Annotated in this window: 24 protein-coding genes and 1 tRNA gene; 12 read left to right on the top strand and 13 right to left on the bottom strand. The window is 67.0% G+C overall.

The features are described from left to right. The first annotated feature begins 40 nt into the window (after positions 1–40). The 4 genes from plsX to Q9235_RS04565 all read left to right on the top strand — a co-directional run bounded on the left by plsX (position 41) and on the right by Q9235_RS04565 (position 3,117). Complete coding sequence (gene plsX / locus Q9235_RS04580) at positions 41–1,099, top strand: phosphate acyltransferase PlsX (RefSeq protein ID WP_306225599.1); 1,059 nt, start codon at positions 41–43, stop codon at positions 1,097–1,099. 12 nt (positions 1,100–1,111) lie between these two features. After that, positions 1,112–2,089 (top strand): beta-ketoacyl-ACP synthase III, encoded by a 978-nt coding sequence (locus Q9235_RS04575; protein WP_306225598.1) that lies wholly within the window; start codon positions 1,112–1,114, stop codon positions 2,087–2,089. Between the two features lie 189 nt (positions 2,090–2,278). Next, entirely contained in the window at positions 2,279–2,593 is a 315-nt protein-coding gene (locus Q9235_RS04570) for an integration host factor subunit alpha (RefSeq protein ID WP_047573001.1), read from the top strand. Next, positions 2,590–3,117, top strand: coding sequence for a MerR family transcriptional regulator (locus Q9235_RS04565; protein WP_306225597.1), 528 nt, complete (start codon positions 2,590–2,592; stop codon positions 3,115–3,117). Before Q9235_RS04570 ends, Q9235_RS04565 begins: the two co-directional genes overlap by 4 nt. Positions 3,118–3,198: 81 nt before the next feature. Here Q9235_RS04565 and Q9235_RS04560 read toward each other — a convergent pair whose 3' ends face one another. Then, positions 3,199–3,675: a translation initiation factor 2 gene (locus Q9235_RS04560; RefSeq protein ID WP_422678348.1), complete on the bottom strand. Its 477-nt coding sequence runs from the start codon at positions 3,673–3,675 to the stop codon at positions 3,199–3,201. 210 nt (positions 3,676–3,885) lie between these two features. Between Q9235_RS04560 and sugE the strand changes: the two genes are divergently transcribed. Continuing rightward, the gene (gene sugE, locus Q9235_RS04555; RefSeq protein ID WP_306225595.1) at positions 3,886–4,203 is read left to right on the top strand and encodes a quaternary ammonium compound efflux SMR transporter SugE; all 318 of its coding nucleotides are present in this window, start codon (positions 3,886–3,888) and stop codon (positions 4,201–4,203) included. 10 nt (positions 4,204–4,213) lie between these two features. On the opposite strand, the gene Q9235_RS04550 is transcribed toward sugE, so the two are convergent. From Q9235_RS04550 to Q9235_RS04540, 3 genes are all read right to left on the bottom strand, one after another. After that, the gene (locus Q9235_RS04550; RefSeq protein WP_306225594.1) at positions 4,214–4,384 is read right to left on the bottom strand and encodes a hypothetical protein; all 171 of its coding nucleotides are present in this window, start codon (positions 4,382–4,384) and stop codon (positions 4,214–4,216) included. Positions 4,385–4,448: 64 nt separating this feature from the next. Beyond that, complete coding sequence (locus Q9235_RS04545; protein ID WP_306225593.1) at positions 4,449–5,408, bottom strand: LysR family transcriptional regulator; 960 nt, start codon at positions 5,406–5,408, stop codon at positions 4,449–4,451. Positions 5,409–5,455: 47 nt separating this feature from the next. Beyond that, positions 5,456–5,881 carry a DoxX family protein gene (locus Q9235_RS04540; protein ID WP_306225592.1) on the bottom strand — a complete coding sequence of 142 codons (426 nt, stop codon included), beginning with the start codon at positions 5,879–5,881 and terminating at the stop codon, positions 5,456–5,458. Between the two features lie 200 nt (positions 5,882–6,081). Between Q9235_RS04540 and Q9235_RS04535 the strand changes: the two genes are divergently transcribed. Continuing rightward, on the top strand, positions 6,082–7,014 hold the full coding sequence (locus Q9235_RS04535; RefSeq protein ID WP_306225591.1) for a ring-cleaving dioxygenase: 933 nt from the start codon (positions 6,082–6,084) through the stop codon (positions 7,012–7,014). A 105-nt stretch (positions 7,015–7,119) separates the two neighbouring features. After that, positions 7,120–7,743, top strand: coding sequence for an alpha/beta hydrolase (locus Q9235_RS04530; protein ID WP_306225590.1), 624 nt, complete (start codon positions 7,120–7,122; stop codon positions 7,741–7,743). Positions 7,744–8,287: 544 nt separating this feature from the next. Here the strand turns inward: Q9235_RS04530 and Q9235_RS04525 are convergent. The 3 genes from Q9235_RS04525 to Q9235_RS04515 all read right to left on the bottom strand — a co-directional run bounded on the left by Q9235_RS04525 (position 8,288) and on the right by Q9235_RS04515 (position 9,165). Continuing rightward, positions 8,288–8,536 (bottom strand): hypothetical protein, encoded by a 249-nt coding sequence (locus tag Q9235_RS04525; RefSeq protein WP_306225589.1) that lies wholly within the window; start codon positions 8,534–8,536, stop codon positions 8,288–8,290. A 93-nt stretch (positions 8,537–8,629) separates the two neighbouring features. Continuing rightward, a complete protein-coding gene (locus Q9235_RS04520) occupies positions 8,630–8,818 on the bottom strand; it encodes a hypothetical protein (RefSeq protein WP_306225588.1) in 189 nt (62 codons plus the stop codon). Between the two features lie 269 nt (positions 8,819–9,087). Beyond that, a tRNA-Pro gene (locus tag Q9235_RS04515) sits at positions 9,088–9,165 on the bottom strand. A gap of 208 nt (positions 9,166–9,373) precedes the next feature. Here Q9235_RS04515 and Q9235_RS04510 point away from each other — a divergent pair. Continuing rightward, positions 9,374–10,192 (top strand): class I SAM-dependent methyltransferase, encoded by an 819-nt coding sequence (locus Q9235_RS04510; protein WP_306225587.1) that lies wholly within the window; start codon positions 9,374–9,376, stop codon positions 10,190–10,192. 12 nt (positions 10,193–10,204) lie between these two features. Here the strand turns inward: Q9235_RS04510 and Q9235_RS04505 are convergent, their stop codons facing one another. Together Q9235_RS04505 and Q9235_RS04500 are read right to left on the bottom strand one after the other, a co-directional pair. Next, entirely contained in the window at positions 10,205–11,455 is a 1,251-nt protein-coding gene (locus tag Q9235_RS04505; protein WP_306225586.1) for an O-antigen ligase family protein, read from the bottom strand. Then, the gene (locus Q9235_RS04500; protein ID WP_306225585.1) at positions 11,452–13,002 is read right to left on the bottom strand and encodes an undecaprenyl-phosphate glucose phosphotransferase; all 1,551 of its coding nucleotides are present in this window, start codon (positions 13,000–13,002) and stop codon (positions 11,452–11,454) included. The genes Q9235_RS04505 and Q9235_RS04500 overlap by 4 nt, the downstream gene beginning before the upstream one ends. A 523-nt stretch (positions 13,003–13,525) precedes the next feature. Between Q9235_RS04500 and Q9235_RS04495 the strand changes: the two genes are divergently transcribed. Further along, positions 13,526–13,879, top strand: coding sequence for a DMT family transporter (locus Q9235_RS04495; protein WP_306225584.1), 354 nt, complete (start codon positions 13,526–13,528; stop codon positions 13,877–13,879). Further along, entirely contained in the window at positions 13,876–14,211 is a 336-nt protein-coding gene (locus Q9235_RS04490; RefSeq protein ID WP_306225583.1) for an SMR family transporter, read from the top strand. Before Q9235_RS04495 ends, Q9235_RS04490 begins: the two co-directional genes overlap by 4 nt. Before the next feature lie 10 nt (positions 14,212–14,221). On the opposite strand, the gene Q9235_RS04485 is transcribed toward Q9235_RS04490, so the two are convergent. Then, complete coding sequence (locus tag Q9235_RS04485; RefSeq protein WP_306225582.1) at positions 14,222–15,388, bottom strand: glycosyltransferase; 1,167 nt, start codon at positions 15,386–15,388, stop codon at positions 14,222–14,224. 16 nt (positions 15,389–15,404) lie between these two features. Next, the gene (locus tag Q9235_RS04480; protein ID WP_306225581.1) at positions 15,405–15,965 is read right to left on the bottom strand and encodes a polysaccharide biosynthesis/export family protein; all 561 of its coding nucleotides are present in this window, start codon (positions 15,963–15,965) and stop codon (positions 15,405–15,407) included. Between the two features lie 656 nt (positions 15,966–16,621). Here Q9235_RS04480 and Q9235_RS04475 point away from each other — a divergent pair. Next, positions 16,622–18,784 carry a GumC family protein gene (locus Q9235_RS04475; RefSeq protein WP_306225580.1) on the top strand — a complete coding sequence of 721 codons (2,163 nt, stop codon included), beginning with the start codon at positions 16,622–16,624 and terminating at the stop codon, positions 18,782–18,784. A gap of 17 nt (positions 18,785–18,801) precedes the next feature. Here Q9235_RS04475 and Q9235_RS04470 read toward each other — a convergent pair whose 3' ends face one another. After that, a complete protein-coding gene (locus Q9235_RS04470; protein WP_306225579.1) occupies positions 18,802–20,025 on the bottom strand; it encodes a GNAT family N-acetyltransferase in 1,224 nt (407 codons plus the stop codon). Positions 20,026–20,161: 136 nt separating this feature from the next. Here Q9235_RS04470 and Q9235_RS04465 point away from each other — a divergent pair, with 136 nt between their 5' ends. Beyond that, positions 20,162–21,223 carry a polysaccharide deacetylase family protein gene (locus Q9235_RS04465; protein ID WP_422678269.1) on the top strand — a complete coding sequence of 354 codons (1,062 nt, stop codon included), beginning with the start codon at positions 20,162–20,164 and terminating at the stop codon, positions 21,221–21,223. A gap of 138 nt (positions 21,224–21,361) precedes the next feature. Here Q9235_RS04465 and Q9235_RS04460 read toward each other — a convergent pair whose 3' ends face one another. Beyond that, positions 21,362–21,571 carry a DUF2842 domain-containing protein gene (locus Q9235_RS04460; RefSeq protein ID WP_306225577.1) on the bottom strand — a complete coding sequence of 70 codons (210 nt, stop codon included), beginning with the start codon at positions 21,569–21,571 and terminating at the stop codon, positions 21,362–21,364. Between the last annotated feature and the right edge of the window lie 107 nt (positions 21,572–21,678).

The following is a 21,678-nucleotide window of genomic DNA, read 5'->3' as shown; positions in this document are numbered from 1 at the left end:
GGATCGAAGGTCGGCCATTTCCGGGACACGCCAGAATTCCATGACAAGACCGGTTACAATCGCGCTCGATGCGATGGGCGGGGATCACGGCCCCTCCGTCGTCATTCCCGGCGCCGCCATGATGCTCGAGCGCCGCCCGGATTGCCGCTTCGTCATCTTCGGCGACGAGAAGCAGGTGCTGCCGCTGATCGACCAGCATCCGAAGCTCAAGGCGGTCACGACCTTCCACCACACCGAGGTCTCGGTGAAGATGGACGACAAGCCGAGCCAGGCCCTGCGCTATGGCCGCTACAAGTCCTCGATGTGGCGCGCGATCGACGCGACCAAGACCGGGGAGGCGGATGTCACCGTCTCCGCTGGCAATACCGGCGCGCTGATGGCGATGTCGAAATTCTGCCTGAAGTCGATGCCGCAGGTCGACCGGCCGGCGCTCGCCGGTCTGTGGCCGACGGCGCGCGGCGAGAGCATCGTGCTCGATCTCGGCGCCACCATCGGCGCGGACGCCCGCCATCTCGTCGATCTCGCGGTGATGGGCGCCGCCATGGCCCGCGTCGTGCTCGATCTCGACCGCCCGACCGTCGGTCTGCTCAATGTCGGCGTCGAGGAGATCAAGGGCGTCGAGGCCGTCAAAGAAGCCGGGCGCATCCTGCGCGAGAGCAACCTGCCGCATCTCGCCTATCACGGCTTCGTCGAGGGTGACGATCTCGGCAAGGGCACGGTCGACGTCGTCGTCACCGAGGGCTTCACCGGCAATATCGCGCTCAAGACCGCCGAGGGCACCGCCAAGCAGATCGCCGAATATCTGCGCGCCGCGATGGGCCGTTCGCTGATGTCGAAAATCGGCTATCTTTTCGCCCGCGGCGCCTTCGCGGCGCTGAAGGACAAGCTCGATCCGCGCAAGTCCAACGGCGGCGTCTTCCTCGGTCTGGAGGGCATCGTCGTCAAGAGTCATGGCGGCACGGATGCGATCGGCTTCGCCAGCGCCGCCGAACTGGGTTATGAAATGGCACGCGAGGACCTGATGGCGAAGGTTCGCGAAATGGTCGCCGCGAGCACGCGCCCGGAGCTGACGGCCGCGCAGCCCGCCGAGGCCGAGTAAGGAACAACCTCCTTGTCCATCCTGCGCTCTCAAGTCGTCGGCTGCGGCTCCTATCTGCCCGCGCGCATCGTCACCAATGCGGAGCTGGCCGCCCGCGTCGATACCAGCGACGAGTGGATCGTCCAGCGCACCGGCATCCGCCAGCGCCATGTCGCTGCCGACGACGAGCCGACCTCCATCGTTGGTCTCAAGGCGGCGCAGGCCGCGATTGCCGATGCCGGTATCGATCCCGACGAGATCGACCTGATCATCGTCGCGACCGCGACGCCGGACCACACCTTTCCTGCCACCGCGACGCAGATCCAGGCGGCGCTCGGCATCACCGGCGGCGCGGCCTTCGATGTCCAGGCGGTCTGCTCCGGCTTCGTCTTCGCTTTGGCGACGGCCGACAAGTTCCTGACCACGGGCGCCGCCCGTGCCGCCCTCGTCATCGGCGCCGAGACCTTCTCGCGCATCCTCGATTGGGAAGACCGCGCCACCTGCGTGCTGTTCGGCGACGGCGCCGGCGCCGTGGTGCTGAAGGCCGCGCCGGGCGAGGGAACGCTGGCCGATCGCGGCATCCTCACCACCCATATCCGCTCGGATGGCCGCTACAAGGACAAGCTCTATGTCGATGGCGGCGCCGGTTCGACCAAGACGGTCGGCTTCCTGCGCATGGAGGGCAAGGAGGTCTTCCGCCACGCCGTCAACAATCTGGCCGAGACGGTGCGCCATACCTTCGAGCAGACGGGCCTCACCGGCACCGATATCGATTGGTTCGTGCCGCACCAGGCGAACCGCCGCATCATCGATGCGACCGCCGACAAGCTCGGCATCAGCCACGACCATGTCGTGATCACGGTCGACCGCCACGGCAACACCTCGGCGGCCTCTATCCCGCTGGCTCTGGCGGAGGCTCACGCCGATGGCCGCATCAAGCCCGGGCAGCTCGTGCTGGTCGAGGCGATGGGCGGCGGCTTCACCTGGGGCTCGGCCTTGATCCGCTGGTGACGTTGCGGCAATAAACTCACGAAAATTGTCATGAAACATCGTCATTTCGGGTCAAGTCCGGCCTGAGCGGGCATATTGCCCCCGCTTGAGGATTGACCCGCGCGGCGGGGGCGCCTAGCGTCCGCCGTCCGTAATGGCGAAGGGCCGGTGGTTTGAGCCGCCGCCTGCAATACGCCTTGGAGGATATGAATGGCGGGGCAAACGGTCACTCGCGCGGACCTGTGCGAGGCTGTCTACCAGAAGATCGGCCTGTCGCGGACGGAGTCGTCGAAGCTCGTCGAGGCGGTCCTCGACGAGATCTGCGACGCCGTCGCACGCGGCGAGAACGTGAAGCTCTCTTCGTTCGGTTCTTTCGTCGTACGAGACAAAGGCGAGCGAATCGGGCGTAATCCCAAAACTGGCGTTGAGGTGCCCATCGAGCCGCGTCGCGTGATGGTGTTCAAACCCTCGAACGTGATGAAGGCCCGCATCAACGGCCAGACGGGTGAGGGTGAGACTGAGTGAACCTGGAGTTCCACGCCGGCGATACCGAGGCCGAATTGGACACCAAGAGCCCAGATGCCTTCCGGACCATCAGCGAGGTCGCCGAAGACCTCGACATACCCCAGCACGTGCTGCGTTTCTGGGAAACCCGCTTCAACCAGATCAAGCCGCTGAAGCGCGGTGGCGGTCGCCGCTACTACCGGCCTGACGACGTCGCCCTGCTCAAGGGCATCCGGCGCCTGCTCTATGGCGAAGGCTATACGATCAAGGGCCTCCAGCGCATCCTCAAGGAGCAGGGGCCGCGCCATGTCCAGGCGATCGGTCGTGGCGCGCCGATCGGTGCTGCGCCGCCGGCCGAGCAGCGCGAGGCCTCCGCCGGGGCGGGCGGCGTCGCTGAGGTCGCTGCCGAGCGGACGGCGCCGTATCGGCAGCCCGTTCCCGAGGGGCTCGACGACGTCTCCATCCTGACGGCGGTGATGAAGGAGCTCGGCGAATGCCGGCGCATCCTCGAGCAGGCCCTGCAGCCTGCGCCCGACGCGGCCTGACTAGCGGCACACGCTGCCCCGTCGCCTTGCGCCCGCTTTTCACGGGACGCGTGTTTGTTCGTAGCCTGAAGCCGAAAGCGCTCAGCTTTGTGGCGCTTCCTCCGCTTCGGTGCGCTGGGCGGGCTCGCGGCGGATGGCGGCCTTGTGCTTTCCGCGGCCCAGCGGGCCAGCTTTCTTGAGTGGGACCAGGCTGGCGAGCACCGGATTGGGATAGTGCTCCAGTGTCGAGCCGGTTGCTGCGTCGACGCCCATCCCGACAACGCCGCCGATCAGGATGTTTCCAGCGAAACCGGCTGCGCCGGCACCGGCAATGCGAGTGGAGACGGGTACCTGCAGATCGGCATAGCCCTCTTTCGAGAAGCTGACGACGAACTCGGATTTGCGGCTGACTTCCCAGGTGCAGGGCGTGGCTGTGCAGGCATGCCCCAGCGATGAGCGGGCTTCTGCGCCGCCCGGTTCGCTGCTGATGGTGATCTGGTTCGTCGTGCCGCGTGTGACGGTCGCACAGCCACCCAATGCCGCAGCTACGGCGGCTGCGCCAAGAACGCGAACTATCAGCATGTTAAGCCCCTTGCCCTGGTGCTCAGCTAGGTTCGCTCACGGCAGAAGAGCAAGGCGAACATGCGTGCCGGCTGTGTACAACTTGCACGCGCGCCAGATTCGTAGCCTTGATGTACCAAGGCCGCAACATAGGTCCGATGAGCCGGGAATGATCTCGGTTACCTGTTGGACGCGGATCGCCGCGCCACATCCCCGGGGAGCGCCGGCATGGCTTGGCTCTATCTGTTCGTCGCGGGCCTGTTCGAGGTCGGCTGGGCGATCGGCCTGAAATACACCAACGGCTTCACCCGGCTCGTCCCGACGCTGTTCACCGGCGCCAGCATGATCGTCAGCCTCGGGTTGCTCGGCCTTGCCTTGAAATCGCTGCCCGTCGGCACGGCCTACGCGGTCTGGACCGGCATCGGCACGATCGGCACCGCGATCCTCGGCATCGCCCTGCTGGGCGAGCCGGCAGGTGCTCTGCGGCTGGCCTGTATCGGCTTGATCGTCGCCGGCATCGTCGGGCTCAAGCTGGTCTCGGCGTAAGCGCCGAGGCTCAGCTCCGGCGCCAGGATTCAGGCCAGTAGCCGCCGCGCTCCACCAGCACGATCAGGACGATGATCACGAGCGTGACCACGACGGTCATGAGCTTGGCGTTCCAGGGCACGCCACGGCCGATCAGCCAGATCAGGCTGAGGCCGACGATCAGGGGAATGACGATCTCCATGACAGCAGCCTAGCCTGTGGGGCGGGCGGGCGGCAATCACCCGATGGGGCATCGCTGCAGGCGTTCAGGCGGAGATGTCTGTGAGTCGTTCCGGGCCCGCACTCCTTCCGATCGGGCGACCGCCCTCGACCAGCGGCTTCAACCCCGCGAGCTCGACCGCCAGAAAATCGAGGAAGAGCCTGACCCGCGGCGTGTGGCGCATGTCCGGGTGGGTGAGAAGCCAGAGATCGGCGGCAAGATCGGGATCGGGGTTTCCAAATCGCCTGAGGGCGGGGCGCGTATCGCCGATGAAGCAGGGCAGGAAGCCGACGCCGATGCCGGCCTCGACCGCCTCGGCGAGGCCGAGCACGGTGTTGAGTCGATAGACGACGCGCTCCGGCGCGACATGGCGGGCGAGGTAGCGCACCGCGCTCAGCATGGTGAACTGGTCGCCGAGCGAAACCCAGCTACGCTCCCACAGGCTTTCGCGGGAGGGTGGCTCGGCTTCGGGAAAATCAACGGCGCGGCCATAGAGCGCCCAGGCGATCCGGGCCGGCTTGCGGCCTATCAGCGTTTCCGGTGGGTTGTCGGTGGCGCGGATCGCAACGTCGGCATCGCGCTTGGAGAGATTGGCCGCCTGGTTGCCGATCAGGATATCCAGCCGGATATCCGGGCACTGCTCCAGGAAGCGCGCGAAAAGCGGGGTCAGCAGGTCGACCAGCAGCGAATCGTTGGTGGCGACGCGCAACTCGCCGGCCGGCTTGATCTCCTGCCCGGCGAGCTTGCGGGCGAAGGCGGTGATGTCGTCGTCGACGCGGGCGGCGAGCTGGATCATCTCCTCGCCGGCCGGCGTCGCGACATAGCCGCTGCGATGGCGCTCGAACAGGCGGGTGCCGAGCGCCTCCTCGATCTGGCCGAGGCGGCGGAACACCGTCGAGTGGTTGACGCCGAGCGCTGCCGCGGCTGCCGGCAGCGCCCGTTTGTCGGCGATCGCCTTGATCAGACGGAAATCGTCCCAGGCCAGGGGTTTGGCGGCTTGATTCATCCACTCACTCTCGGCCAAGCGACGCTCCCCTTCAAGGCGGGCTCGCGTCAGGCCAGCGCCGGCTTGGCGCTGATGGCCGGGCGCGAGCCGGTGACGGCGAGCGCACCGTCGCCGATCAGCACATGTGCCAGCGCGGTGATGGCCAGGAAGGCGGGATATTCCCAGCCGCCATTCGGCGCATTGAAGACCCAGCCATTCGGCGCGTGGATCGCGAGAGCGCCGAGCAGGACCGGCAGCAGCGCAGCCGAGACGAGGCGGCCGTGGAAGCCGATGAGGATGGCGAGGCCGCCGAGAAGCTCGGCCAGCATGATCGGCCAGGCGAGGAAGCCGGGCAGTCCGACCTGCCCGAGGAAACCGGTGAAGCCGGCCGGCGTGAAGATGACGAGCTTGAGATAGGCATGGGCGATGAACATCAGGCCGAGCGAGACGCGAAGGCCGAGAGCGCCATAAGGAGCGAGGCGATTGTCGATCATGGGAAGTCTCCTGAAACGGGACCGGTTGGTCTCGGGTCAAAAGGTCAGGGAGATTGTTCCGCAAATCAAATTGTCAATTGGCGTTCGATACATTGCATCAGTGCAATGAAATGCCTCTGGCGCTCGGCCGCCTTCATGCCGATCTTCCGGCCAACGGGGCGAATGAGCGCCCATCACGATCAGATCACGGAGGAGCTGCCATGCAGATCAACGGCCTTCACCACGTTACCGCCATCTCCGGCCCGGCGCGCCGCAATCTCGATTTCTATGCCCGCGTGCTCGGCCTGCGCCTCGTCAAGAAGACGGTCAATTTCGACGATCCCGGCACCTATCACCTCTATTTCGGCGATGCGGATGCCGCGCCCGGTTCGATCCTGACCTTCTTCCCGTGGGAGCATGCCGCTCCCGGTCGCCTCGGCGTCGGCGAGACGCAGGAGACGGTCTTCCGGGTTCCGGAAGGCTCGATCGGCTTCTGGGCGCATCGCTTCGTCGAGCAGGGCGTGCCGCATGAGGCGCCCGCCAAGCGCTTCGGCGAGACCGTGCTGAGCTTCCGCGATCCGGACGGCATGAGGCTCGCCCTCGTCGGCCTGCCGGGCGTCGAGAAGGAGCCGGCCTGGGGCGAGGGCGGCATCCCCGCCGAGCATGCGCTGCGCGGCTTCCACAGCGTCAGCCTGCTGCTGGCCGAGGCCGCGCCGACCGGCGCCATTCTGAGCGACGTCTTCGGCTTCACGGAGATCGGCCGCGAGGACACGCTGATCCGCTATGCCGCGAAGGGCACGGCGATCGGCGGGGTGATCGACCTGCGCGTCGCCGGTGGCTTCCTGCCGGCCAGGCAGGGCGCGGGCTCGGTCCACCATATCGCCTTCCGGGCGGCCGATGACGCCGCCCAGCAGGAGATGGTGCGCCGCCTTGTGCAGAACCATGGCATCAGCCCCACGGAACAGCGCGACCGGAACTATTTCCGCTCGGTCTATTTCCGTGAGCCCGGCCATGTTCTGTTCGAGATCGCGACCGATATTCCGGGCTTTGCGGTCGACGAGCCGGCGGCCGAGCTCGGCCGTTCGCTGAAGCTGCCGCCTCAGTACGAGGCGCATCGCAAGGAGATCGAGGCGGTTCTGCCCGATCTCGGCTGACGAGACCCGTCGCCCGCCGCGCAGGCGGGCGGCGGAGCGACACCACGGCGTCCTGTCTGCTTGTTGCAAGGGGCAGGGCGCTTCCGCTTGTCGAAGGGAACGACCATGACCGCCACGACCGCCGCCACCGATTTCATTCATGTCTTCGAGCAAGGCCACGACCCGGCTCGCCGGCCGCTCCTGCTCCTGCATGGCACCGGTGGCGACGAGCGCGACCTGCTCTCGCTCGGCCGCACCGTCGCGCCCGGCGCGAGCCTGCTCTCGCCGCGCGGCAAGGTGCTGGAAGGAGCGGCGCCACGCTTCTTCCGCCGTCTCGCCGAAGGCGTCTTCGACGAGGCCGATCTCAGGCGGCGCACCGACGAACTGGCCGATTTCGTCCTATGGGCGCGGGAACGCTACGGTTTGCCGGCGCCGGTCGCGCTCGGTTTCTCCAACGGCGCCAATATCGCGGCGGCGCTGCTGCTGCAGCGACCTGAGATCCTCGCTGGCGCGGCTTTGCTGCGCGCGATGGTGCCTTTCGCAGAGCCGCCGCGCGCCGATCTCGCGGACAAGCCCGTGCTGGTCCTGTCGGGCGCGCTCGATCCGATCGTGCCGAAAGCCAATGCCGAGGCGTTGGCGCGGCAGCTCGGCGGGAGCGGGGCCGTTGTCGAGCATCGCGTGCTGCCGGCCGGCCACGGCCTTGGCCAAGCCGATATCGGCCTTCTCGGCGACTGGCTTGGGCGCAACTGACCGGAAGCGGCATCGCGGAGAAGGTTCCGCGGTGCCGCTGTCGCCATTAATCGATCAGGGGCATCAGGACGGCCATCGTAATGGCCAGAAGCACCAGCATGCGCAGCAGGACCGCCCGCTGGCTCGAAACCGGCATATCCACCGAACGCGACACCGCACGCATCCTCGACCTCCCAATCGACGCTACGTCAGACGATCGTGACGCCTGACGTTACGTCTGGCAAGCCGGCCCGAGATGCCCGGCGGTGGACAACTCCGTCTGTCCCGATCGGAACGCCACCAGAGCTGGAGCATGCTCCACTTTCACGGAAAAACACGCCGTCATTTCGGGCAAACGGCGACGTCGCGCTGATCCGGAATCCATCGTAAAGCTCGACGCTCTCCGATGGATTCCGGGCCAAGCCCGGAATGACGGCGCGGTTTGGCGTAAAATCAGCAGGCTCCAGCGCAATTCCGCAGATCTTCGAAGCGCGGAATTACTCCAGGCCCTTGTTTTATCGCATTGTCTCCACGCGAACCGGTGCCCGCTTCGCTGGAAAACGCTCTAGGCCTCGGCCAGGACGCTCCCGACCGGGTCCGCGACGATGACGCGGCGCGCCTTGCTGGCCTGCTCGGTCATCAGGGCGAGGTTGATCCTGCGGCGGTACTCCGCCCAGGAGCCCAGGCTAAGTCCGCAATTGGCGCAGGAGACGACGCTGGCATCGCTGAGCGTGTGCGGAATCGAAACGCCCGGCGAGCCGCAATCCTCGCAATGGAACCAGTCTTGCTTCAACGCGACACCGTCCGTGCTCATGCTTGACGCTACGGCAACGTCCGTGCCGCGCCGCCATCAAAGGCCATCGCAGATGACTATGGGCTGAACGCGGGCGTGAGCTGGAACGGGTCGCTACTCGACGGCCGAAGTCAGGTCGCGACGATCGGCTCGCGCGACCCTCTCGGCTTCGCTGCTGGTCGAGACGAGGCGCAAGGCGGGCCTGCCGGTCGGTTGCACGGCAGGAAGGTCCTTCCGGCTGGCGGCGGCACGACGAATCTGAGCCCGTCGCGCGATAAGCGACATCTGATGCTTGTGTTTCATGATGGAAGTTCCGGAGCCGCATGATCGTCATGACATCAAGGCGTGTGTTCGGGCAGCCCCCATTTGGGGTGTCTGCACCCGCGGGTTCCGGAACAGGGAGCGCTCGGTTCGCAGGCTTACCCAGGTAACCGCATCAGCGGCGAGGCCGGCGCAATGGCGCTTGAACAAGCCCTGACGCCCGAGACGCGGATGGGCTGCGGAGGCCACAGAAACCCGCAATCCGCTTTCACATGGCGGATGGGTATTTCTCAATGATTTCCGGTGGTGAATGGTCGGAGCGAGAGGATTCGAACCTCCGACCCCTTGTCCCCCAGACAAGTGCGCTAACCGGGCTGCGCTACGCTCCGACGGCTCGGCTTATAGTGGCGGGGCGCGGCAGATGCAATGCGCTTCGATGCGATCTTGAACAGCCTTGACGCAGGACGCATGAGGTTGCCGCCCGGCGGGGAGAATGCTCGCCTGATTAACCCTTGCTTAACCTTCCCGTTGCGGTCGGGCCGCCCTGCGGCCAATGTCGGCCGGGGATGGGCAGGGTGTGCAGAGGCGGAGGCGGTCATGTCCATGGCAAGTCTTGCGATCGCGGGTGGCGGGCCGGAGCGCCAGGCCATGACGCAACCGGCCGGCTCGCTTGCCGCTTTCTTCGGCGAGATCAGGCCCGGCTGGCATTCGGAATGGGCCTGGGAGCACTATGAGGCGACCATTCTCGGGCTGGCGCATCAGTTCGGCCTGCGCAGCGTCTGCGAGATCGGCGGCGGGCGCGATCCGCTGTTCACCCAGGAGCAGGCCACCCGCAACGGCATCGATCTCATCGTCAACGATATCGATGCCGGCGAGCTCGCGCGGACGGGGCGCGGCCTCAGGACCGCGCGCTTCGACATCGCCGGCGACCTTTCCGAGCCCGATATCCGGCGCGGCAGCTACGACATGATGGTCTCGCGCATGGTCTTCGAGCATGTCGACGGGGTCGAGCGCGCCTGGGCCAACATCCATGAACTGCTGGCGCCCGGCGGCGTGGCGCTCGCGTTCTTCCCGACGCTGTGGGCTCCCGTTTTCGCGCTGAACCGCATCCTGCCGGACAAGGTCTCTCACGCCATTGTCCAGGCGCTGTTTCCGGCGCGCCGGGATGGCGGCGACGATCCGAAATTCCCGGCTCTCTACGACTGGTGCCGCGGCGATCCGGCCGTGCTCGAGCCGATGCTGAAACGGGCCGGTTTTGCCGACATCCACGTCCAGCGCTTCTGGGGCCACGGCTATTTCGAACGGATGCCGGGGTTGAAGCAGATCGACCACGTCTTCAACGCGGTGGCGGCGCGAATCGGCTGGAATCTCGTCACGACCCACGCCTATGTCGTGGTCCGCAAGGGCCGGGCCTGAGCAGGCTCGCTGCTATCCGCGAGAGGGATGATCGGGGGCTGCGCCATCCGGCCCCAGCACGGCCAGGCCCCAGACGAGGCCCATGAGCAGATAGAGATGGCGCCAGTGGTCGGTGTCGATCTGGAAGCCTTGCAGGATCGTGACGAAGAGCACTGACCAGATCGCGATGGCGTGGAGTTGGGTCGGGCCGGGCCGGAACACCAGCCGCCAGCCGACATAGCAGGTCGCCACTGTCAGGCTGGCCCAGGACAACCCGCCGAGCCAGCCATAGGAGGCGAAGGCGTTGACATAGACGTTGTGCGGGTCGGCCTGGTTGAAGAGCCAGCGGAATTGCAGCGGCCCGAAGCCGTTGGGAGCTTCCAGCAGCATCGGGATGGCGCGCAACTGGTTGCCGAAGCGGCCGGTGACGCCTTGGTCATAGTCCTGTTCGAGGCTGGCGCGCGCTTCGAAGACGCTGCGGATCTCCTCGAAGGACAGCGCGACCAGCAGCGCGGCGAACGCGGCGACGAGCGCTGCCAGTGACATCGCGACGATGCGGCCCCGGCTGGCCGCGGTCGGCGCAGTCAGGAAGGTGAGGGCGATCATCAGCGCGGTCGAGACCACGAGCACGGCCCAGGCACCGCGCGAGAAGGTGAAGAACAGCGCGGCGAGCGGGACGCTGAGCGTGATCAGGCCGCGCAGCATGCCGACCTGGCCGGTCAGGATGCGTTGCAGGACATAGACGATCGGCAGGGCGAGATAGGGACCCAGCACGTTGGGGTCCTTGAAGGTGCCGGAGGCGCGGCCGTAGAGCGTGAAGATCGAGCCGAGCCCGGCGACGTCGAAATAGCCGAGCAGCGCCGCGAATCCCGCGATCCAGGCGGCGAAGAGATAGCCGCGCCGCAGCGTCTCCAGCCGGCCGGCCGCGTCCTGCGACATGATGCCGGCGATGAAGACCGCCGTGATCATCAGATAGACCGAGACGGCGGTGAAGCGCACCGAGTCGCCATCGCTCATCCAGGGAATGAGCGAAAAAATGCCGCCGATATTGTAGGCGAGCAGCAGTACGGCCAGAGGCAGCAGCTTCTGCGAGAACCGGATGCCGGTGAGCGCGAAGACGAACAGCGCCAGCAGGAAGACGACTTCGTAGGGCGAAGGCTCGATCAGGGCGAGCCCGCTGGAGGCGCCGAGCAGCCACAGGGTGCCGCGCTTGATCGCGGCATAGGAGATCACCAGCCGTGAGGCCGGCCCTGCTCGGGGCGTGTTCTGCGCCAGCGTGTTCAATAGGCGTTCTCGTTCTTGGTCAGGAGCGAGAACGGCGTCTTCGCGAGGATGTAGAGGTCGAGCAGCACCGACCAGTTCTCGATATAGTAGAGATCGTGCTCGACGCGGCGCTGGATCTTCTCGTCGGTATCGGTCTCGCCGCGCCAACCGTTGATCTGGGCCCAGCCGGTGATGCCGGGCTTGACCTTATGGCGCGCGAAATAGCCGTCGACGACCTGCTCATAGGCGCGGTTGGACGCCTTGGCGTGGATCGCGTGCGGGCGCGGGCCGACCAGCGAGAGATCGCCTTTGAACACGACGTTCAGGAGCTGCGGCAACTCGTCGATCGAGGTCTTGCGGATGAAGCGGCCGACGCGGGTCACGCGCGGGTCGTCCTTGGTGACCTGCTTGGCCGCCGTGTGGTCGGCCATGTCGTTGCGCAGCGAGCGGAACTTGAAGATGTCGACGGTCTCGTTATTGAAGCCGTAGCGCTTCTGGCGGAAGAAGACCGGCCCCTTGCTGTCGAGCTTGATGGCGATCGCGGTCGCCAGCATCACCGGCGAGAGCGCGATCAGCGCCAGCGTGCCGACCACCTTGTCGAAGGCCCATTTCACGACGATGTCCCAGTCGGCGATCGGCCGGTCGAAGACGTCGAGCACCGGGACGGCGCCGAAATAGGAATAGGAGCGCGGTCGCAGGCGCAGCTTCGAGAGATGGGCGGAGAGGCGGATGTCGATCGGCAGCACCCAGAGTTTGCGCAGCATGGTGAGCAGCCGCGCCTCGGCCGAGATCGGCAGTGTGAAGATCACGAGATCGAGCTTGGTGCGGCGCGCGAATTCGACGAGATCGTCAATCGTGCCGAGCTTGGGATAGCCGGCGACGAGATCGGGGGAGCGCTCGTCGCTGCGGTCGTCGAACACGCCGCAGATGCGCAGACCCGTGTCCTTCTGGCTTTCCAGGGCGCGGATCAGGGCCTCGCCCGCTTCGCCGCCGCCGACGATCGCCGTGCGTCGTTCCAGCCGGCCGGTGCGGGTGAGATGGCGCACGCCCGTCGTCATGACCACGCGCCCGGCGAGCAGGGCGCCGGCGCCGGAGAAATAGAAGCCGATCAGCCAGACGCGCGAGACCTGGTCACCGATCTTCAGGAAGAAGAAGGCCGCGAGCGCGACCAGGAACAGCATGGTCCAGCCGGTCACCAGCCTGACCGCGCTGCCGATGAAATGGCGCAGGGCGCCGATCGGGTACAATTGCAACGCCTGGAAGAGCACCAGCGTGCCGACAGCGAGCGCGCCGACCGTCACCTGATACGGCAGGGAGTCGACCTTGCCGGCTGCATAGAGCCAGTAGATCAGCCCGCCCGTGCCGAGCACGGCGATCAGGTCGAACAGCCGGGCCACGCCTTCGATCATGACCGGGGACAGGGTCGGCTTGACGGGGATGGCCGCGATGCGTTCGGCCAGCGGGTGGAAGCGCCGCGTCTGCCCCTTCTCGGTCCCGCCGAACACGCCCGGCGTCGCCGAGGCGGCCGCATCCGCCTTCATCATATCGCGGACGTCGAAAGTCCCCATGACCCTACACCCTCAACTCGGAGCGCCGTGCCAGGGGTGCGGCGATCCCGCTTCGGCTCTAACCGAAATTGCTCACGGAACGTTTAACCGGACCGCTTGCTGTTTCGACGGATTCGTAAAGCCTTGGAGGCAAGGCGGCGGCCCGCGCCGGACGCCTTTCGCACTGTGCAAAAAAGCGATGGCGAAAAAGTGGATTTTGTCTTGGCCGGCCAGTGATTTGGCACAGGTTCGAGACGGTCGGAAAATGCCGTGATTTCCCGCAAGTGATTGTTATTGCAAATGATCGCGAGTTGACAGGCCGGGGCGGCATAGGCATATTGGCTGACGATGAGTGTCTGAGAAGCATATAACGCTCAAGAAGAGCGCCGCGCCCCGACAGGTGTTTTACCTATGGCGTCGGTTGCTGGAGTAAATCTCCGGCTCAGTCTTCTTTTCGGAACTGTCGATTTAAAACTCTAACGATTGCTTGGCTGTCCCTGCGTCGCACCCGCGGCGTTCAGCGCCGGCTTCGCCCGTGTGCATCATGTCTTTTCATTGGTTGGTTCTGCTCGCGGCCATCGCCGTCGAGATCGTCGCGACGGCCGCGCTGAAGACGGCTGTCTCCAGCTCATGGGTCGTCGGCACCTTGCCGCTGATCCTGATCGGCTTCTCTTTCGTCCTGCTCAGCATCGCGCTGCGCGTCATCCCGATGGCGGTCGCCTACGCCGTCTGGGAAGGGCTCGGCATCGTCGGCATCGCGCTGATCGGCCATGTGCTCTTCGGCGAGCATCTGACCCCGGCGCGGGCGGCGGGTCTCGCCGCGATCCTGGCCGGCATTCTCCTCATCGAGAACGGGGTGGGGCACGAACGCAGCAAGGATCACGGGAGGCTCGTGTGAACGCCTCCTTCCTGCAGGCTGCGCCGTTCCTCTGGCTCCTGCTCGCCGTCGCTCTCGAAATCGGCGGCACCTATCTGCTCAAGCTCTCGGACGGCATGACCCGCCGTGCGGTGGGGGCCGGCGGCATCGTCCTTGTCATGGGCGCTTTCGCGGCGCTCGCACAGGCCATCGAAGGCATGGACCTTTCGGTCGCCTATGCGGTCTGGGGCGGAGCGGGGCTGGTCATCACCGCCATCATCGGCGCGCTGGTTTTCGGGCAGCGCATCAGGCCGGCGGGCTGGCTCGGCATCCTGCTGGTGGTGGCCGGCGTCGTCGCGCTGAAGATGGTCTGAAGTGCAGGCTTCAGGCGACGCCGCGCGCCTTCAGCGCGTCGCGATAGCCGGCGATGACGCCGTCGACCATGTCGTCGAGGCGGAAACTCTGCCGGACATGGCCGGCAAGATCCGCTGCCTGGGCGAGGCGCTCGGCCTCCGGCGCCTCCAGCATGGCCCGGATCGCCCCGGCGAGAATCGTCGGGTCGTTCGCCGGAATCAGGCGCTGGCGATGGTTGGGGCCATAGATCTCGCCGATGCCGCCGACATCGGTCGAGATCAAGGGCTGCGCGGCCGCGGCCGCTTCCAGGATGACATAGGGCAGGGATTCCGCCCGCGACGGGATCACCATGGCCCGTGCGCGCGCCAGCGCCTTGCGGATGGGCGCCGGCGGTTCGAAGACGCATTGGTCGGCGATGCCGCGCTCGCGCGTCATCTGGCGCAGTTCCTCCTCGTCGGGGCCGGAGCCGACGATGAGTATCCGCGGCGTCAGCCTGTCCCGGCGGCGCAGCAGCGCCAGTGCGTCGATCAGCGTGTCGACGCCCTTGGCCGAGCGCAGCTCTCCCAGATAGAGCAGGTCGAATTCCGCGGCACGGTGATCGATCGGCTCGAATTCCGCGTCGGAGACGCCGTTGAGCACGATGCGATGATCCGTTCGCGGCATATGCCCGACATGGGCCTCGAAGCGGCCGGCGATGAAGCGGCTTTCGAACAGGAACATGTCGGTCGCGCCCTCGAGCAGGCGCTCGACGCTCATATAGACCTTATGCTCCGTGCTGCCGGGCTTGTAGTTGAAGCTGCCGCCATGCGGCGTGTAGGCGGTGACATAGCGTCGGCCGGATGAGAACAGGGCGGGGATGCGGCCATAGACGCCGCCTTTCGAGCCGTGGCAATGCACCACGTCCGGCGCGAGCCGTCGCCGCAGCGACACTTCGGAGAGCTGTGCCTTGAGGTCGGTGATGCTCGGGTAGCGCGACATCGGCACCCGCGTCACGCCGAGCGTCAATTGCCCGGCGAGTTCGCTGAAGACCGCGTCGGCGCGCGCTCCGCCGGTGCTGGAATCGCAGAAGATGCCGACATCGTGCCCGCGCTCGACCTGGCCGCGCGCCACGTCGAGGACGTGCCGGAACAGCCCGCCGAGCGGCGCACGGAAGACATGCAGGATTCTCAGGGGGCGGGCGGCGAGGCTGTCCGTCATGGCGCGCGCCGCGATCTCAGAACCAGCGTTCCTTGATGACGATCGTATCGCCGGGCTGAACCGGGTAGGTGATCGGCACGGTCGCGGTCACGGTCTGCCCGTCGATCTGGCGCGTCACTTCGGCCGAGGAGCGCAGGCCGCGCGGCGTGAAGCCGCCGGCGATCGCGACCGCGGTCTGCACGGTCATGCCGTTCACATAGGGGAACTGGCCGGATTGGGTGACCTCGCCGAGCACGAAGAAGGGACGGTAAGTGTCGACCTCGACCGAGACCTTGGGCTCGCGGAGATAGCCGCCGCGCAGCTTGGCCTCGATCGCCTGGGCGAGCTGCTGGGTCGTGCGGCCCTGTGCCTCGATCGTGTTGATCAGCGGCATCGCGATGCGCCCGGCGCCGTCGACGGCATAGATATTGGAGAGGTTGTCCTGTCCGAAGACGATGATGCGCAGCCGGTCGCCGCTGGCGAGCCGATAGGGGCCGGCCGGCTCGGCGAGCGCATAGTCCGCCGCCGGATAGCGGGGCGCGCAGGCTCCCGCAATCATGGCGGCGGCCAAGGCGAGAGAGGCGAGGCGTCGACTCATCACTGGCTTACCCGTGCAGAATTGGCCCGATCTTTAGGCTCGACATGGTTAACAAAGGCTTCCCACGGGCATCATGGGGCGCGAGGTCGCGCCGTTTCGGCTCATCGCGGAGGGAAGGGCGCGCGAAAACGCTGCCGACTGCTAGGCTGTGGGGGTAGCTGCAGTCGGCAGCGGCCCGATCATGGCGACACGTTTGATCGAGCGATTCAAGATTCGCTTCCCTGGCTGAAGGGCCGATGAAACCGCCGCTCAGAATGGCGGTAACGGGTCGTTAACCTTCATTACCGCGTGCCGGGCCTTGCGCGCCGAAATCGCCGATCGCGGCTTGCCGCGGGGCTCGATGGCGGCTGGCGGACGTCATAGCCGTTTACGATTGAAGGCGCGGCCGGGCGGGAAATCGCGCCCAGCCGGCGAAGATCTCCCGCTCGATCAAGGGCGCCGTGCTGCCCTGGCGCCTCGGGAAGCCGGTTCGAGGCTCGGGTCGGCTGGTCTCGAATCGCCCGGACGTGGTCCGCGCCCGAGGAGGAAAGGGCCTGTGGCGCCCCCGACGTTAACTAACGCGATGAGATCGTTAGGGCTTCATTAGGCTTACTGAGCTTTCAATGGCGCCCGCGTCCCCTCCGCGGGACGAGAGTTTTGCGTCGATAGGTGGGCCCATGACCGCTCAAGCTGGGATTGATGCGCGCGGCGCCGGCGAAGGCCGGGGCGACATGCTCGATCTCTCCGCCCTCTGGGCGGCGATCAAGCGCCGCAAGTTGTGGATCATCGCGCCGACGCTCGCCGCTCTCGGCCTGTCCTTCGTCGCGGTGAATGTCGTCACGCCACGCTATACCGGTGAAGCCAAGCTGTTGCTCGAAAGCCGGGGCGGCTTCTATGCGCTGCCGGGCCAGGCCGTCGCCGATAGCGGCCAGTTCGATTCCGAAGCGGTGCAGAGCCAGGTCCAGATCATCATGTCTCGCGACCTCGCGCGTGAGGCGGTGAAGCGGATCGGCCTCGTCGGCAATGCCGAATTCGATTCCGGCGTCGGGGCGTTGAGCGCGGTGCGCAAGCTCGCGGTCATGATCGGGCTCGGCGGTCATCCGGCCGACCGCTCTCCCGAGGAGCGCGTTCTCGAAAAGTATTATGACCGTTTGCTGGTCTTCCCGGTCGCCCGCTCGCGCATCGTCTCCGTCGAGTTCACCTCGCGCGATGCCGCGCTCGCGGCCAAGGCGGCCAACACCATCGCAGAGACCTATCTGGAGTTCCAGGAGCAAGCGAAGCAGGAGAACGCGCGCAGCGCCTCGAACTGGCTCTCGACCACGATCGAGCCCTTGCGCAAGCGCGTCGCCGAGGCCGAGGCCAGGGTCGAGGATTTCCGCTCGAAGAACGGCCTGTTCGCCGGCCCCAACAACACCACCATCACCTCCCAGCAGCTCACCGATCTCTCGGCGCAGCTTTCGGGCGCCCGCAGCCAGCAGGCGGAGGCGCAGGCCAAGGCCGGGCTGATCCGCGACGCGATCAAGCAGGGCCGCACCTTCGAGATCCCGGACGTCGCGAACAACGACCTTGTCCGACGGCTGATCGAGCAGCGCGTCAACCTGCGCGCCCAGATCGCGGCGGAGGCGCGCAGCCTCCTGCCGGAGCATCCGCGGATCAAGGAGCTCAACGCCCAGCTTCTCGACCTCGAAGGCCAGCTCCGCGCCGCTGCCGAGCGGACGGTGCGCACGCTCGAAAACGAGGCCAAGATCGCCGGCCAGCGCGTCGAGAGCTTCCAGGCCGCGCTCGACGGCCAGAAGAAGAACGTCTCCAGCGCCAATGACAGCGAAGTGCAGTTGCGTGCCTTGGAGCGCGAGGCCCGCACCCTGCGCGAGCAGCTAGAGCAGTACATGCAGCGCTATCGCGAGGCGGTTGCGCGCGACACGTTGAATGCGACGCCCGCCGATGCGCGCATCATCTCGCGCGCCGTCGAGGCGACCGAGCCCTCCTTCCCGAAGAAGGTGCCGGTCGTGCTGGTCTCGACGCTAGCGACTTTCCTGATCGCGCTGGCGACGATCGTCACTCGCGAATTGCTCAACGGCCAGGGCCGCCCGCTGCCTGACGCCCCGCGCGGGCCGCGCTGGGTCTCCGCCAGTTCCTCGGAGGAGGAGACGGAGGGGCCCGGCCCGGTGCCCGGCGCGCCGCGGCATGCGCGCGTCGCGGGCCTGCTGACCCATGCCGGAAAGCTCGGCCAGACCCGGCTCGACCTCGATCACCCCGAATTGACGCTGGCCGAGATCGCCGAGCGGACCCGTGAGCCGGCGCGCGGCATGGCGCCGCTGGCGCTGGTTCTCGATGGCGCCGGCGAAGAGGCCGTAAAACCGCGTGACCTCGCCGAACTGCTCGCGCAGCGCTGCCGCTGCGTGCTCGTCGACCTCTCCTCCGACAATGCCGTCGGGGAGGCCGGCTTCTCCGAGCTTCTCGCCGGCGAGGCGCTGTTCTCCGACATCATCACGCGGGCGCCGGGCTCGCGGCTGCATCGTATCGGCGCGGGCCATGCCGGCCGGGCCGCCGTGCTGGCCGCTCCCGATCTCGTCGATGTCGCGCTGGACGCGCTCTGCGAGACCTATGACTGGGTGCTGGTCGCCGCCGCCTCGAACGACGATGGCGCGGTGCTGGCGCCGATCGCCCGCCGCGCGCAGGCCGGGCTCGTCATGGCCGGGCAGGTCGGCAACGGCCACGCCCTGGAGACCGCCTATCGCCTGAGCGAACTGACCGAGGCGCCGGTCACGCTGATCCTCGATGCCGAGGGCGGCATGCCGATGCCCCCGGTCTCGCGCTCGGAGATGCCCGTCGGCGCCTGACATCGCGGGCGGGACGGCTACTCCTCTTCGGAGCGCTTGCCCCGCAGCCAGCCCGACGCCCGGTGGGCGAGCTTCAATGCTGCCGGCGAGCGCTTGATCTGCCGCTTCAGCTCGCGCTTCGTCCGGGCGATCCGGGCGAAGACGCGGCCCTTGAGGGTCAATGGCAGGAAGCTGTCGACGAGATCGTCATGGTCGTCGCAGAAGGTCGTCTTGTAGCGGGCCTCGCCGACGCCGAGATCGAAGACCGCGATGCCCTCGCGGGCTTTCAGGCGGATCAATTCGGCCAGCAGCAACTCTCCGGGGCTGGTCTTGACGGTTTCGCTGGCCATGTCGAACGAGGTTGCCATCCCGGAGAAGCGCTCGCCCTGGATTGCGCCGACATAGGTTGCGACCGCCCGGCCGCCGAGATCGAGGGCATAGAGCTCGATCGCGGGGCGCCCGGAGCTGCCCTCCATGGCCGCCTGCTCCAGAAAGGCGCGCATCGCCGGCTCGGCGAAGGGATCCGGCACGCCCATGGCGCGGAAGCGCTCCGCCTTCTGCGCCAGGAAGGCGTCGATGATGCGCGCAGTCTCGCCGGGCGTCGTCGCGCGCGTCAGCACCGACGGCCCGAAATCCTTGAAGCGGCTATGCTTGTTCTTGAGCTTCTTGCGCGCGTGGCTGCTCATAGAGCGCCTGAGCGCCGCATCGCCGTCGCCGGCGATCAGGGCGAGCTTGTAGGCGCGGCTCGGGCTCGGGCCGGCGGCGAGCCGGGCTGCGGGGTTGGCGACGCCCTGCCAGATGACCGGCTGGTTGACGAAGGCGAATGCGTCGAGTCCGCCGATGGCATGGCCGATCTCGGTCAGCATGCGGGCGATCTGCGCCGCGTCGAGCTGTGCGGCGAAGTCCGGAGCATAGAGCCCCATGTGGTAATTGGCGTGCTTGCCGCCGATGAACTCGGCGAATCTGAAGCCGCTGCGCCGGGTGATGACGAGCGGCAGAAGCGCGCAGAGCTCGCCGTCGGGACCACGCACCAGCGCATAGCGCAGGGCCATGCCATGGGCCGCGCCGATCGTCTCGACGAAGGACTTGATCCAGCCATGGCTCTGATAGGGCGTCACCAGCGCGGTCGCCTCGAAGGCGCGCCACCGTTCGGCCAGCGCCGCGATATCGGTCTCGATCGCGACCGACGTCCAGGGGCGCGATACGGCGCCGGCGGCGGTCGCGTCAGGCATGGCCGGCGTTGAGGCGGTGGCTGCGGGCATGTTTCCTTCGCCCATGCGAGCAGGACAGATGGCGCCTCCTTAACCCGCCATTGTGAACGGATCGGCCACACTCCCGCGGCCCGGCAGCGCGATCGCACGATAGCGTTAGCGGGGGGTTGCAAAGGGACGGTTGCATTTGGCGGCGATGAACGGGCGTCACAGGGCCATTGCGGCCGCATTCCGGATGATGGCGGCGACCGGCGCCGACCGTTGGAGCCGCGGCTTCGCGCAAGGGCAGGGCGTGATCCTGACGCTGCACCATGTCCGGGCGGCGGAGATGCGTGGCTTCGCGCCGAATGCCCTGCTCGACATCACGCCGGATTTCCTCGACCGCGCGCTGCGCCTGATCCGGGCCGAGGGCTACGACATCGTCTCGCTGCAGGAGGCGCTGTCGCGTCTGCGCAATCCCAAGCCCGGCCGCTTCTTCGTGGCGCTGACCTTCGACGACGGCTATCGCGACAATGTCGAGGATGCCTGGCCCGTCCTCGCCAGGCACGAGGCGCCCTGGACGCTGTTCGTGACGCCGGGCTTCGCCGATCGGACCGCGCGACTCTGGTGGGTCGATCTGGAAGAGGCGATCCGGGCGCTGCCGCGGATCGATCTCGCCCTGCCGGATGGCCGCTTCAGCGCCCGGACCGAAACCGATGCCGAGAAGGACCGCGCCTTCGCCAGGCTCTACTGGCGCCTGCGCCGCGGGCCGGAAGCGATTCTGCTTTCTGCGGTTTCGGCCTTGGCGACCGAGGCCGGCATCGATCCCGTTGCCCTCGTCGAGCGCGAGTGCCTGCCCTGGGAGACGCTGCGGGCCTTGTCCGGCGCACCGGGCGTGACGATCGGCGCCCATACCCTGACGCATCCGATGCTGGCGAAGCACGACGCGGATGTGGCGCGCCGCGAGATCGTCGACAGCAAGCGGCGTCTGGAGGCGGAGCTGGGCATGCCGATCCGCCATTTCGCCTATCCGGTCGGCGATACCGGCTCGGCCGGGCCGCGCGATTTCGCCCTGGCCGCGGAGGCCGGCTTCGAGAGCGCGGTGACCACGCGGCCGGGCCATCTTCTTCCCGAGCACGCCGGCCATCTCCACGCCCTGCCGCGCGTCTCGCTCAATGGCCTCCACCAGAACGAGGCGGCGTTGCGAGCGCTACTGTCGGGGCTGCCGTTCTGGTTGCGGAGCGGGGGGCGTAAACTGGATGTTGGTTAGGCGCCGTCGCTGGCCATGGCTGCTCCGGGCCTCTCGGCTTGTCATTCCGGGGCTTCGCGGAGCGAAGAACCCGGAACCCACGACCGGACGAGCTGCTCACAACAACGGTGGTTCTCCCGTTGAGACCGGAGAAGCGTTTCAAGCCTCGTCCTTGCGCTCCATCCACTTGATCAGCGGCAGCAACGGCAGCACCCAGGCGAGGCCGAGCACGATGTAGGCAATGGTCTGCACCGGCTTCGAGGCCTCGGTGATCCGCCCTTGTGCCAGCGCCATCGCGACGAGCGCGTAGACGCAGACGAAGACGAGGATCAGCACGGTCCCGATCAGCTTGCGGTTGCGTTGTTTCATCGGGCTCTCCACCGCGCGGGCTCGGCTGCTGCGGCAATGCGGGCGTTGTCGCGCCGGAGCGACGGGTCTATGTCACCGGCGAGCGCGCTTGTGAAGCGCCAGCGTCT

The sequence above is a fragment of the Bosea beijingensis genome, from assembly GCF_030758975.1.
Lineage (GTDB): Bacteria > Pseudomonadota > Alphaproteobacteria > Rhizobiales > Beijerinckiaceae > Allobosea > Allobosea beijingensis.
Note: the sequence above shows the minus strand (reverse complement) of the source record. Positions and strands in the feature narration are given on the sequence as shown.

Bases quoted from the DNA above. Each gene is read 5' to 3' on its own strand.
- Q9235_RS04510 (WP_306225587.1), top strand. From the start codon at position 9,374: ATGTCCATGGCAAGTCTTGCGATCGCGGGTGGCGGGCCGGAGCGCCAG.
- Q9235_RS04550 (WP_306225594.1), bottom strand. From the start codon at position 4,384: ATGGAGATCGTCATTCCCCTGATCGTCGGCCTCAGCCTGATCTGGCTG.
- Q9235_RS04520 (WP_306225588.1), bottom strand. From the start codon at position 8,818: ATGAAACACAAGCATCAGATGTCGCTTATCGCGCGACGGGCTCAGATT.
- Q9235_RS04485 (WP_306225582.1), bottom strand. From the start codon at position 15,388: ATGACGGACAGCCTCGCCGCCCGCCCCCTGAGAATCCTGCATGTCTTC.
- Q9235_RS04480 (WP_306225581.1), bottom strand. From the start codon at position 15,965: ATGAGTCGACGCCTCGCCTCTCTCGCCTTGGCCGCCGCCATGATTGCG.
- Q9235_RS04570 (WP_047573001.1), top strand. From the start codon at position 2,279: ATGGCGGGGCAAACGGTCACTCGCGCGGACCTGTGCGAGGCTGTCTAC.
- Q9235_RS04535 (WP_306225591.1), top strand. From the start codon at position 6,082: ATGCAGATCAACGGCCTTCACCACGTTACCGCCATCTCCGGCCCGGCG.
- plsX (WP_306225599.1), top strand. From the start codon at position 41: ATGACAAGACCGGTTACAATCGCGCTCGATGCGATGGGCGGGGATCAC.
- Q9235_RS04525 (WP_306225589.1), bottom strand. From the start codon at position 8,536: ATGAGCACGGACGGTGTCGCGTTGAAGCAAGACTGGTTCCATTGCGAG.
- Q9235_RS04495 (WP_306225584.1), top strand. From the start codon at position 13,526: ATGTCTTTTCATTGGTTGGTTCTGCTCGCGGCCATCGCCGTCGAGATC.
- Q9235_RS04530 (WP_306225590.1), top strand. From the start codon at position 7,120: ATGACCGCCACGACCGCCGCCACCGATTTCATTCATGTCTTCGAGCAA.
- Q9235_RS04470 (WP_306225579.1), bottom strand. From the start codon at position 20,025: ATGCCCGCAGCCACCGCCTCAACGCCGGCCATGCCTGACGCGACCGCC.
- Q9235_RS04545 (WP_306225593.1), bottom strand. From the start codon at position 5,408: ATGAATCAAGCCGCCAAACCCCTGGCCTGGGACGATTTCCGTCTGATC.
- Q9235_RS04460 (WP_306225577.1), bottom strand. From the start codon at position 21,571: ATGAAACAACGCAACCGCAAGCTGATCGGGACCGTGCTGATCCTCGTC.
- Q9235_RS04475 (WP_306225580.1), top strand. From the start codon at position 16,622: ATGACCGCTCAAGCTGGGATTGATGCGCGCGGCGCCGGCGAAGGCCGG.
- Q9235_RS04500 (WP_306225585.1), bottom strand. From the start codon at position 13,002: ATGGGGACTTTCGACGTCCGCGATATGATGAAGGCGGATGCGGCCGCC.
- Q9235_RS04540 (WP_306225592.1), bottom strand. From the start codon at position 5,881: ATGATCGACAATCGCCTCGCTCCTTATGGCGCTCTCGGCCTTCGCGTC.
- sugE (WP_306225595.1), top strand. From the start codon at position 3,886: ATGGCTTGGCTCTATCTGTTCGTCGCGGGCCTGTTCGAGGTCGGCTGG.